At 66.3% G+C, this 10,853-nt stretch carries 9 protein-coding genes; 5 read left to right on the plus strand and 4 right to left on the minus strand.

The window, feature by feature from the left end:
- Positions 1 to 1,111 precede the first annotated feature (1,111 nt).
- Both BST44_RS14495 and BST44_RS14500 read right to left on the minus strand, forming a co-directional pair.
- Positions 1,112 to 1,486 carry a hypothetical protein gene (locus tag BST44_RS14495; protein ID WP_244184816.1) on the minus strand — a complete coding sequence of 125 codons (375 nt, stop codon included), beginning with the start codon at positions 1,484 to 1,486 and terminating at the stop codon, positions 1,112 to 1,114.
- 572 nt (positions 1,487 to 2,058) lie between these two features.
- A complete protein-coding gene (locus BST44_RS14500; protein ID WP_083177794.1) occupies positions 2,059 to 2,388 on the minus strand; it encodes a DUF2563 family protein in 330 nt (109 codons plus the stop codon).
- Positions 2,389 to 2,871: 483 nt separating this feature from the next.
- Here BST44_RS14500 and BST44_RS14505 point away from each other — a divergent pair, with 483 nt between their 5' ends.
- On the plus strand, positions 2,872 to 4,677 hold the full coding sequence (locus tag BST44_RS14505) for a serine/threonine-protein kinase PknH/PknJ (RefSeq protein ID WP_083177795.1): 1,806 nt from the start codon (positions 2,872 to 2,874) through the stop codon (positions 4,675 to 4,677).
- A gap of 93 nt (positions 4,678 to 4,770) precedes the next feature.
- On the opposite strand, the gene BST44_RS14510 is transcribed toward BST44_RS14505, so the two are convergent.
- Positions 4,771 to 5,268: a pullulanase gene (locus tag BST44_RS14510; RefSeq protein WP_439330724.1), complete on the minus strand. Its 498-nt coding sequence runs from the start codon at positions 5,266 to 5,268 to the stop codon at positions 4,771 to 4,773.
- Positions 5,269 to 5,304: 36 nt separating this feature from the next.
- Positions 5,305 to 6,741: a CCA tRNA nucleotidyltransferase gene (locus tag BST44_RS14515; protein ID WP_083177797.1), complete on the minus strand. Its 1,437-nt coding sequence runs from the start codon at positions 6,739 to 6,741 to the stop codon at positions 5,305 to 5,307.
- Positions 6,742 to 7,019: 278 nt separating this feature from the next.
- On the opposite strand from BST44_RS14515, the gene BST44_RS14520 reads away from it, so the two are divergent.
- The 4 genes from BST44_RS14520 (at position 7,020) to BST44_RS14535 (ending at position 10,804) form a co-directional block, all read left to right on the plus strand.
- A complete protein-coding gene (locus BST44_RS14520; RefSeq protein ID WP_083177798.1) occupies positions 7,020 to 7,262 on the plus strand; it encodes a hypothetical protein in 243 nt (80 codons plus the stop codon).
- A gap of 91 nt (positions 7,263 to 7,353) precedes the next feature.
- Complete coding sequence (locus BST44_RS14525) at positions 7,354 to 7,581, plus strand: hypothetical protein (protein WP_083177813.1); 228 nt, start codon at positions 7,354 to 7,356, stop codon at positions 7,579 to 7,581.
- An 86-nt stretch (positions 7,582 to 7,667) separates the two neighbouring features.
- Positions 7,668 to 8,426 carry an NUDIX hydrolase gene (locus tag BST44_RS14530; RefSeq protein WP_083177799.1) on the plus strand — a complete coding sequence of 253 codons (759 nt, stop codon included), beginning with the start codon at positions 7,668 to 7,670 and terminating at the stop codon, positions 8,424 to 8,426.
- A complete protein-coding gene (locus tag BST44_RS14535) occupies positions 8,423 to 10,804 on the plus strand; it encodes a hypothetical protein (RefSeq protein WP_083177800.1) in 2,382 nt (793 codons plus the stop codon). The genes BST44_RS14530 and BST44_RS14535 overlap by 4 nt, the downstream gene beginning before the upstream one ends.
- The last annotated feature ends 49 nt before the right edge of the window (positions 10,805 to 10,853 follow it).

The raw sequence follows: 10,853 nt of genomic DNA on the forward strand, positions 1-10,853 counted from the left end.
GGCCGCAGGGCCTGGCGCGATAAATGCTCCCCCTGCCGGAACGCTCGGTGTTACTGGCGGAGGAACCGGGTTGCCCGTCTGCGCAGCCGGGGGCGACCCCCCTTCCAGTGCGTTCATCGCACCCGTCGACAGCGACTGCGGGCCCGCACCCGCCGTTTGTCCCGTCGCAAGTCCGCTCGCGAATGACTGGCCCAATCCCCCGGACATACCCTGTCCCACGCCGGTCGTCGGTACGGGCGCATTCATCGACGGCGCGCTCGGAACTGACCCGCCAGCGCTAACCGGAGAAGTACCGGCCGGCGTTGGCGCCATATGAGTGCCTGGTAGCTGAACCCCGGGCCGTTGGGCATTTCCAATGCCTGCTCCTCCTGGCAAGGGCGCTGGTGTACTCCCACCAGGCGGCAAGCCGCCGGGCGCCTGAACGCCGCCGGCCGCAGGCGAAGTTGTCGGTGTTGTGCCGTGGGGCAATGGATCACTCGGAGCCTGCGCACCACCAAGCCCCTTCGTTGCAGGCGAAGGTTGCGGTGAGTTCAGGTCTTCCTGGCTGATCGGCTGAGGTCTTGGAACATGACCGGTATCGAAGCCGCTCTCACGCGCCCACGATTTGGCATCACCGTGGATGCCCTCGTTAGCGAGCATCGGTTGGGTGGCGGCAAACATATTGCTCAGGGCAGCGTCGGAGGCGACTTCTGCCCGAGAATTGCATAGAGCTTGAGCGGCTTGTATTTCCGCTAGTTTCGCTAGTTCCGGTTCCTTAGATGCAAGTATTCGATCAATCTCTTGGTTTCCCTCAGCTGCGATAGCCGCCAGCTTGGAACGCAAAGCATCGATCTGGTCGCCGCAGGCGTTTAGCGCAGAGGCCTTGTCCCGGTATTTTTCAGCAAGGTCTAAATGAAATTGCTCACCGTTGTAGTAACGAGCACTTAAGTCTTCAGCTGTCCGACCCCGATTATGAGCCGTCACCATGGTCCGCTGATTGCGCAAATCTTGTGCAAACTGCTGCTGTTGTTGACAGGCTTGATTCCAATATCGCGCAGCCTCCCGGAGAACAGCGGGTGGCGCGGGCCACCACGGCCCGATCAGCGACCACGTGAACTTGCCCGGCGGAAGATCAAGGCTCACCGCAGACCTTTCTCATTGCGGTGTCTTTAGCATTGGCGTCGTTGAGTGCTGGCTGCCAAAGTAAATTGTCATTGAGGCTTGCGACCGCTGCCAGGTTGTTATACGCCCGGGCCAAGGCAACTGCGGCGCCCCGGTCGCTGGACCCTAACGCTGGAGATGCGTTCACCGCACTTTCCAAGATCATCGCACTATTCACTTCGGCGATGCCTGCGCGCTCGGGGCTAGTGCCGTTTGTTTCTATCTGCACGGCATGAGCTGCCAGGCGGTACGCATCGCACAATTTCTGGTGTGCGGCCGTAATATCTGCGGCGGTGTAGGTGGGCGCTGTGGTTGCTGAAGGCTGGCCCGGCGCCGACGGCTTCATCAGTGTGAGGATCAGTGCAGCACCGCTTAGTAACACGGCAATCGCGGCTAGCACAATCGTTAGCCAGGAACTCCGGGATATGGCTCGCTCAGTTGAATAGGTCGGGTTCGGTGGCCCGGGAAAAGCTGGCCAACCCGCCGAACCTTCACCACGATTAGGAGGTAGGTCCCCCGCCATGTGCCCTCCTTGTCCGCCCCTGACGGATAGATCCCCGCTGGATGATTGCCCTTCGCCTTCAATAGTGAAGGAACGAACGGGATGCCATCAAATCACTGTGCCGAACTATCACTGAACGCCACGAAGCTGCCAGCTCAGCAGCTTTGACTGTCCAGTGAAACCACCCGCAGGGGCCCCATTCTGCGGCTTCGAGTCGACCTCGCAGTCGTGCGGCACGTCCGCCTCTCGCGAGCAGCTACGGCAAGGGCGCAGTTCTTGCAGGTCTTATTCGAGTGTTTCCACAGGTTGGGCGCACCCGCCGTTGAAAATGCATGCGGCAGGTCAGCGCCGGGACGTGCTCTCGGTCAGGCTAAAAACGGCACTTCCGCAGAACTCGTGCCTACCCGACCCGCCTCTCACACCCGCAACGTCGAAGGACCAGGCCCCGGCCGCGCAGCCTCCATCTCGCCGGCGTTGTGCTGGTCCATGCTGGTGAAACCTCGAGCCGCGTAATGCGCCTTCGAACCGACATCGGTCAATGTCTGCGTGTGGCCTTGCAGGTTCTCAACGTGTCGCGTGTGCGCAGCGCTCACCGCTTCGTGGAATAAATCGGCTTCGGCGAAGTCGCCGAACATTCCCGAAGCCAACGGCCCACGGGCCAACTGATCTGCTCCTTCTTGCGCATGCCCGCCGGCGCGGTGCGAATCATTACCCCCGGAGTGCAATAACGCTGTATCAACAAACATTTGCCACCCTCCCGATCGGCTGCGCCAACGAACGAAGCCATCGAACCGCAAGTCCCGCCAGTACTGACCAGGCTAAATAGACGAGCGGCAGCGGTCAATTCAAGTGGTTTGCCGCTGTCACCATGCCAGCGCGTTGACCCTGTTGCCTGAACGCACCGTCCGAATCGCTCCACCGCTCACGTCCCACTGCTGCCGCCCGTGGCTTCGTCCTCAACCGCGAAGCATGTACGTCGACAGCGCCGAGGATGCTTCGGTCATCCGCCAAAAACGTCGTTGCCGGCGCTCAGGCCAGTTGTCAGTCCCCCGCGGTCGGGATGACCTGCCCCACGTCGACAGGCAAGAAGGGTCTTGACGGTGCGTCCGGCGTGCTGAAAAGACTTATCCGGTCCTCTGACTGGAGATCGCGCCGCCCGCGGCTCAGGCTGTTTATCGTGATTTGGTAGTTGTATGCCCTAAGGAGGTTGGGGTCATTGCGCTTGCGCCATGCGGGTGGGGTGTGGTGACGCGGCTGATTTTGAACGGCCGGTCGCCGTCATGCTGAGCGTGGGGTCTGTCTTTGCCGGATACCGAATCGAACGGGTGCTGGGTGCCGGCGGGATGGGCACCGTTTACCTGGCCCGTAACCCGGACTTGCCGCGAAATGAAGCCTTGAAAGTACTCGCTGCGGAGCTGTCGCGCGACCCGGATTTCAGAACCCGTTTCATCCGGGAGGCCGACGTTGCCGCAGCGCTGGATCATCCCAACATCGTTTCGATTCATCAACGTGGTCAGTTCGAGGGCCAGCTTTGGATCGCGATGCAGTACGTCGACGGTGTTAACGCTGAAGACGCCATGCGGGCCGCGCCCATGCCCGCAGCACAGGCCGTATACGTAATCGGCGAGATCGCGAAAGCAGTCGATTATGCACACCAACGCGGCGTGGTGCACCGCGATATCAAGCCTGCGAACTTTCTGATGTCGGGGCCGGTTGGAGCCGATCAGCGGGTGCTCCTAGGAGATTTCGGAATCGCCCGAGCACTTGACGATGCCGGTCTGACTGCAACCGGTTCAGTCCTGGCCACCCTCTCCTATGCGGCGCCTGAGGTCCTCGCTGGACAGCATTTCGACGGGCGCGCCGATCTTTACTCCTTGGGATGCGCGCTGTTTCGACTTCTCACAGGCGAGGTTCCGTATTCGGCCGGGGGTGGCGCTGTAGCGGTAATCGCAGCGCATCTGCACAGGCCGCCCCCAACGATCTCCGATAAGCTGCCTGGGCTGTCGACGGCGATGGACGAGGTGATCGCCACCGCCATGGCAAAGGATCCCGCACACCGGTTTACTTCAGCGCGGGAGCTGGCCCATGCTGCCTCTTCGGCCTTGCACGGACGTGGCGCCGCAGGGGGAACTCCGCCGCACTTCGGGTCACAAAATGTTTCCTCTCGCAACCCGCCTGATTCGCGATGGTGGCAGCAGGATCCAGGCGGCCTGCCGACCGCAGTCGGCTCAACTCCCTTTTACGGCCAGGCAAACTACGCGCCAGCCGGACGAAAGTACCGCCGACGAATACTAGTGACAGTCGCGGCCGTGATATTGGCGATCGGCGGCGCAATCACCGCGGCAATCATGACTCCACACAAGGCGCCACCTGCCAAGTCTATCCTTGATCCAACCCTCGCTTCCCCAACGACTGTGCCCTCACCGGCGCCACCGCCCATGGTGAGGCCAGCGGAGCTACCCCGGCTGTTACCACCTCTGAACGATGTAAAAAACTTCGTCGGTATCCAGAACCTTGTAGCCCAACCGCCAACCTTCCAGCCCAGCAAAACTTCTGGAGATCTCGACCCCGAGGAGTGCCGCCCGGTTCTAGGGGGCGGTGCTCACAATTCGTACGACATGCAGGCGGTCACTGGTTATTACGCATTGGTCAGCCTCGAACCGCGCGATGGACCCGCCTACCAGATGGTGGGCGAAGCAGTTCTGACCTTTCGCGACCCCGCAGCAGCCCAAGAACAGCTCGCGAACTCATTGTCGATCTGGCGCCAGTGCGGGGGTTCCACCATGACACTGCACGGGTCTCCAGGTTTGAAGCCCGTTAAGACGGCTATTGGCGTCCCCGACATCGGCGAGAACGGGATCACCACCATGGTGGTGACGGCGCAAGGACCTTTGCTTCGATCGCGCCTTGACCGCGCAATAGCTGCCAAAAACAACGTGCTGATCGACGTCGGTGTCGAACTGATAAACACCGACAGGGGCCAGCAAGCTGCGCTCGATGTCACCAACTACTGCCTTAATCAGATTCCGGGTTAACTGCCCGACACCTCTGTCGCGGTGTCCGGGCTACCAATCTCCGCCTACGGCAGGGCGCTGCACCGCCTCGACTCCTTGCACAGTTTGTCCACCTCACAACGCACTGGCCCCGTCGGCATGACCATCGCCGTCCGAATCGGTCAGCCGGACATTCCACTTGCCGTCGCCGTCAGTGTCGACGTATCCGGTGACACCCTTGTCGCCGGCGCACAGCACCCGATCGGCCACCCCGTCCCCGTCGCTATCGAACAGCCGATCGTCGGCGCCGCCGTGGCTGTCGAAATCGACCAACGGGCCGCCGGTGTGCTCGGCGCCGTCGAGCCCGAACCAGCGCAGCTGCCGCCCCTGGTCGGTGGCCACCCCCCACGTCCCGGACCCGTCGTCGGTGAAGTAGGCCTCAGGCGTTCCGTCGTTGTCGAGGTCGAGCACCACATGATCGGCGACGCCGTCGCCATCGAGATCCACGAATGCGTCGTCGTGCAGGCCGTCACCATCGAAGTCCAGCCCGAAGGCATCGAGCCGACCATCGCCGTCCAGATCGAGGTCGAGATCCCGGTGCCAGATCTCCGCGCTGCCGTCGTCACCGCTCATACAAAGGTCCACACAAGGTCGGACGGTCAACCGCCGCTACCGGTTCCCCCGCGACCGCCACCACTGCAGCAGTTCCGCGGTCGCCTCCTCGGTCGTCAACGGCCCCCGTTCCAACCGCAGCTCTTTGAGGAACCGCCACGCCTCCCCGACTTGCGGGCCGGCCGGGATGTCCAGCAGCTTCATGATCGCGTTGCCGTCCAGGTCGGGACGCACGCGCGCCAAATCCTCCTGGGCGGCCAGCTCGACGATCCGCGCCTCCAGCCGGTCGTAGCTGGCCTGCAGCCGCGCGGCCCGGCGCTTGTTGCGGGTGGTGCAGTCGGCCCGCACCAGCTTGTGCAGCCGCGGCAACAACGGCCCCGCGTCGGTCACATAGCGGCGCACGGCGGAATCGGTCCACTTGCCCTCGCCGTAGCCGTGGAACCGCAGGTGCAGATACACCAGCTGCGACACGTCGTCGACCATCTGCTTGGAATACTTCAACGCGCGCAACCGCTTTCGCGCCATCTTGGCGCCGACCACCTCGTGGTGGTGGAAACTCACGCCGCCATTGGCCTCGTGCCGCCGGGTGGCGGGCTTGCCGATGTCGTGCAGCAGCGCGGCCCAGCGCAACACCAGATCCGGGCCGTCGTCCTCCAGCGCGATTGCCTGCCGCAGCACGGTCAGCGAATGCTGGTAGACGTCCTTGTGCTGGTGATGTTCGTCGATGGCCATCTGCATGCCGCCGACCTCGGGCAGCACGACCTCGCCCATGCCGGTCTGCACCAGCAGGTCGATGCCGGACACCGGGTCGTCGCCGAGGAGCAGCTTGTCCAGCTCGGCGGCCACCCGCTCGGCGCTGATCCGCGCCAACTCGCCAGCCATCTCCTCAATCGCCTCGCGCACCCGCGGGGCGACCGCGAAGCCGAGCTGCGCGACGAACCGCGCCGCGCGCAGCATCCGCAGCGGGTCGTCGCCGAAGGACACCGACGGAGCCGCCGGCGTGTCGAGCACCCGCTCCCGCAGCGCGGCCAAACCGCCCAGGGGATCGAGGAATTCACCCGGACCCTCGGGGGTGATGCGCACGGCCATCGCGTTGGCCGTGAAGTCGCGGCGCACCAGATCGTCCTCGAGCCGCTCGCCGAACTGCACCTCGGGCTTGCGCGAAACCCGGTCGTAGGCATCGGCGCGGAAGGTGGTGATCTCCAAGCGATGGCCGCCCTTGCCGACGCCGACCGTGCCGAACTCGATGCCGGTGTCCCACAAGTTGTCGGCCCAGCGGCGCAGGATCTCTTGCACCTGTTCGGGTCGCGCGTCGGTGGTGAAGTCCAAGTCGGGACTCAGCCGGCCCAGGACGGCGTCTCGCACGGAACCGCCGACGAGGTACAACTCGTGGCCCGCCGCGTCGAACGCCGACCCCAACTCGCGCAGCATGGGCGCGTGCTGGTTCAGCGCAACCGCGGCGGCGGCGAGCAGCTCGACATCGGCTTCGGACACGTTCGATCAGCGTAGTCGGCCGGGGCCGAAGAACCCGTGTGAGGAGCCTCGCACCCGCGCGTGCCAACCGCCGGCCCGCGCCGACGGTGAATTGACCGGTCGACGTGCGGTAGTAGCGTTCGCGCTACGGGGCACACTGCGATTCAGCCGGCCAGCACGAGCATCAGGTGACAGAGAGCAACACCATGTCGACTTCTACCCGAGCGGATTTCTTCGACACCCGCTCCTGGCGCACGGCGACATGGTCGGCGCCCTTTGTCGTTCAACTGATCGTGGGAGTGTTGCTTGTCGCGATGTGGCTGCTGGGTAAGTGGCCGTTCGACACGCACAGTGCGTACGCCGGTGAGCGCGCATGGATGCTGACCGCGACCGTGATTACGGCGGTGGTGTCGCTGGTTGTCGGCGCCGCACTCCTGAAGTCCGGATCGCCGCGTAATCGCGGCCTTGGCATCAGCGTCGTCAGCTGCTCGGCGGTCGTGCTCGCGGGCGGAACGATCTTCGCCTATTTAGTCCTGCGCTGAAAGGCCCTCGATGACAGATACGCCCCTGGCCACCACCGCCGAGAATCGCTACGGGCCCTTGAGTTTCGCGGTCGCCATAGTGCACGTCTTGCTGGTCGATCTCGTCACCTGGCTGTTTGTTCTGCCGATGTGGCCCTTGGTAATTGTCGTTCTCCCCGTGACGCTGTCGTACATCGGTATCGGCGCAGTGATAGCAAGGGCATCGGGCCGATGGGGCCAGATCGGCCGCGGAATGATGATTGGCAGCCTGTCCGGGCCCCTCTCACTCCTGATCTTCATTCCCGCGTTTGTCCTCGCCAACGCGATCGGCCCGATCTGAGCAGACGCGTTCGGTAACTTCATCGCACGCCCCCCAGCGGCGAGTATGTCCTGGGAGACGATGCCGTGCCAGCTACTATCGCTTGGGTGTCGGACGGCGAACAGAGCAAGCCACGTCGGCGCCGGGGGCGGCGCCGCGGTCGTGGCGCTGCGGGTCCGACCGAGAACCACGCTGCGGGTCCGACCGAGAACCAGACGAACGGCCAAGCGCCCACCGACTCGACGGCGACGCAATCGCGCCGATCCCGTTCGTCTCGCCGCGGACCGGACCGGTTGCGCACCGTGCACGAAACATCCGCCGGCGGTCTGGTGATCGACGGCCTCGACGGTCCGCGCGACTCGCAGGTCGCCGCGCTGATCGGCCGCACGGATCGGCGGGGGCGGATGCTGTGGTCGCTGCCCAAGGGGCACATCGAACAAGGTGAGACCGCGGAGCAGACCGCCATAAGGGAGGTCGCCGAAGAGACCGGCATCCGCGGCAGCGTGCTGGCCGCACTGGGACGCATCGACTACTGGTTCGTCACCGACGGCCGCCGGGTGCACAAGACCGTGCATCACTATCTAATGCGCTTCTCCGGCGGCGAGCTGTCCGACGACGACCTCGAGGTCGCCGAGGTCGCCTGGGTGCCTATCCACGAACTGCCGTCGAAGCTGGCCTACGCCGACGAACGTCGACTGGCCCGCGTGGCCGACGAGCTCATCGACAAGCTGCAGAGCGACGGCCCCGCCGCCTTGCCGCCGTTGCCCGCCACTTCTCCCCGGCGCCGCCCGCAGACGCACTCGCGCACCCGGCACGCCGACAAGCCGGCCACCAGCCGGAAGAACGGCCACAGGCCAGGGCCGTGACGGCGTCCCGACTCTGCTTATTGCGCCTCGCGGCAGTGATCGGCATCGTGGCCGGGATTGCAATGCTCACCGGGCCGGTCATTCCGCGCGCGGCCGCGGGCGAACCCGGTGTCACGCCCTTCGTCCGGGTCCGCGTCGACCAAGTCACTCCGGACGTGGTCACCACGTCCAGCCAGCCCGTCGTCACCGTCAGCGGCATGGTGACCAACATCGGCGACCGTCCCGTCCGCGACGTGATGGTCCGGCTCGAACACGCCGGTGCGGTCACCGCGTCGACGGGCCTGCGGACCAGCCTGGACGGCGACACCGACCAGTACCAACCGGCCGCCGACTTCCTCACGGTGGCTCCCGAACTGCAGCGCGGGCAAGAGGCCGGCTTCACCCTGTCCGCGCCGCTGCGCTCGTTGACCAAGCAGTCGCTGGGCGTCGAGAAGCCGGGCATCTATCCGGTCCTGGTCAACGTGAACGGCACACCCGACTACGGCGCCCCCGCCCGCCTCGACAACGCGCGGTTCCTGCTGCCCGTGGTCGGCGTCCCCCCCGACCAGAGCGGCGATCTGAGTTCAGCCGTCGCGCCCGACACCTCCAAACCGGTGTGGATCACCATGCTGTGGCCGCTGGCCGACCGGCCCCGGCTGGCCCCGGGCGTCCCCGGCGGCACCATCCCCGTGCGGCTGGTCGACGACGACCTCGCCACCTCCCTGGCCGGCGGCGGCCGGCTGGACATCCTGCTGTCGGCCGCCGAGGTCGCCACCAGCCACGACGTCGACCCCGACGGCGCCGTCGGCCGCGCCCTGTGTCTTGCCGTCGACCCCGACCTACTCGTCACCGTCAACGCGATGACCGCCGGCTACGTGGTCTCCGATTCCCCGGAGGGGCCCGCGCAACTCCCGGGCACCCCGACGCATCCGGGCGCCGGGCAGGCCGCGGCGGTCGAGTGGCTCAACCGGCTCCGCGCCCTGGCACACCGCACCTGTGTCGTGCCGCTGCCCTATGCGCAAGCCGACCTGGACGCCCTACAGCGCGTCAACGACCGAGGGCTCAGCGCCGCCGCCACCACCAGCGTGAACAGCATCGTCGACCGCATCCTCGACGTGGCCTCCGTCCGCGGCGCCACGCTGCTGCCCGACGGCCCGCTGACCAACCGCGCGGTGTCCCTGCTGGGCGCCAACGAAAGCACCGTCGCCATCGCCGCCGCCGACCTGTCCGCCCCCGATGCGCAGGGATCCACCGAAACCACCGTCGACACCGCCCCGCGGCGGCTGTCCCCGCAGGTGGTGGAAGCGCCGTTCGACCCGGCGGTGGGCGCCGCCCTGGCCGGGGCGGGCAGCTCCCCCGCCGTGCCGACCTACCTGGACTCCTCGCTGACGGTCCGGCTCGCGCACGACTCGGTGACCGCGCGCCGCCAGGACGCCCTGGGTTCCATGTTCTGGCACGCCTTGCGGCGCGACGACGCTCCCCGCACCCAGATCCTGGTCCCGCCGGGGACGTGGAACCTGCAGGCCGACGACGCCCACGTCATCCTGACCGCGCTGACCACCAGCGTCCGTTCCGGCCTGGCCGTGCCACGACCGTTGCCGGCAGTGGTCGCCGAGGCCGCCGCCCGCACCGAGCCGTCCCAGCCGGCGGGCGCCTACACCTCCGCGCGCGGCCGATTCGGCGACGACGTCACCGCCGCGGTCGCCGGTCAGGTCGGCCGGCTGTGGGGCCTGACCTCCGCGCTCAGCACCGACGAACGCACCGGGCTGACCGGCATCGCATACACCGCCCCCCTGCGCGAAGACATGTTGCGCGCGCTGAGCCAATCGGAGCCGCCCGACACCCGCAACGGTCTGGCCCAGCAGCGCCTGGCCGTCGTCGGCAAGACCATCAACGATCTGTTCGGCGCGGTCACCATCGTCAACCCGGGCGGCTCGTACACGCTGGCCACCGAGCACAGCCCGCTGCCGCTGGCGCTGCACAACGGCCTGGCCGTTCCCATCCGGGTGCGACTGCAGGTCGACGCCCCGCCGGGGATGACCGTCACCGACGTGGGCCAGATCGAGTTGCCGCCCGGATACCTGCCGCTGCGGGTGCCGATCGAAGTGAACTTCACCCAGCGGGTCGCCATCGACGTGTCGCTGCGGACCCCGGACGGCATGCGCCTCGGCGAACCGGTGCGTCTGTCGGTGCACTCCAACGCCTACGGCAAGGTCCTGTTCGCGATCACGATGACCGCCGCGGCCGTGCTGGTGCTGCTGGCCGGGCGGCGGCTGTGGCACCGCTTCCGCGGCCAGCCCGACCGCGCCGACCTGGACCGGCCCGACCCGCCCGATGCCCGGTCCGCGGCGGCAGGCGACCAGGTTGACGACCGGGTCGAACACGAGCACCGAGTATGAACCCCGCCCACCGGCAGGCCGCCCCGCAACAGCAACGCCTGCCCCAGCC

This window comes from Mycobacterium scrofulaceum (assembly GCF_002086735.1).
Lineage (GTDB): Bacteria > Actinomycetota > Actinomycetes > Mycobacteriales > Mycobacteriaceae > Mycobacterium > Mycobacterium scrofulaceum.

Excerpts from the sequence above, each read along its gene's own strand:
- BST44_RS14505 (WP_083177795.1), top strand. The coding sequence starts at position 2,872 with ATGCGGGTGGGGTGTGGTGACGCGGCTGATTTTGAACGGCCGGTCGCC.
- BST44_RS14500 (WP_083177794.1), bottom strand. The coding sequence starts at position 2,388 with ATGTTTGTTGATACAGCGTTATTGCACTCCGGGGGTAATGATTCGCAC.
- BST44_RS14495 (WP_244184816.1), bottom strand. The coding sequence starts at position 1,486 with ATGAAGCCGTCGGCGCCGGGCCAGCCTTCAGCAACCACAGCGCCCACC.
- BST44_RS14510 (WP_439330724.1), bottom strand. The coding sequence starts at position 5,268 with ATGAGCGGTGACGACGGCAGCGCGGAGATCTGGCACCGGGATCTCGAC.